Consider the following 365-nt stretch of genomic DNA (forward strand, 5'->3'; position numbering starts at 1 on the left):
TACACCGGCCAGCAAGCCGCTTCTGATGCCGAGACGCTGCGCCTCTACAAAGCATACGCCCAGACCGGCGACAGCGCCCAGGGCCGTCAGTTCGCGCGTCAGGCGACGCCGATGTTGCAGGATGAGTTCGACGGCTCTGCCAGTCTGGCCATGCAGGCGGGCAGATCGGAAGAGCGTCGGGTATGGAAAGGGTGGGCCCTCGAAGGGGCCTGCCAGCTGGACGCGCGATCCCTGGAGCCCTCGTTCGAGGGCCGCTGACGCGGGCACCTCAGGATGAAGGGGATGGATTGCAGTAGCTCGGAAGGCCTACCGCGCCGTCCGAAACACCTGCAGGTCGAGATCCCGCACCTTCTTGCGCAGGGTGT

General features: G+C 66.0%; 1 pseudogene. It reads left to right on the forward strand.

The annotated features are described in order from the left end of the window. Positions 1 to 258 (forward strand): annotated as a pseudogene (locus MKK84_RS02620) (hypothetical protein); the annotation flags it as partial. Between the last annotated feature and the right edge of the window lie 107 nt (positions 259 to 365).

The organism is Methylobacterium sp. E-065 (assembly GCF_022829605.1).
Lineage (GTDB): Bacteria > Pseudomonadota > Alphaproteobacteria > Rhizobiales > Beijerinckiaceae > Methylobacterium.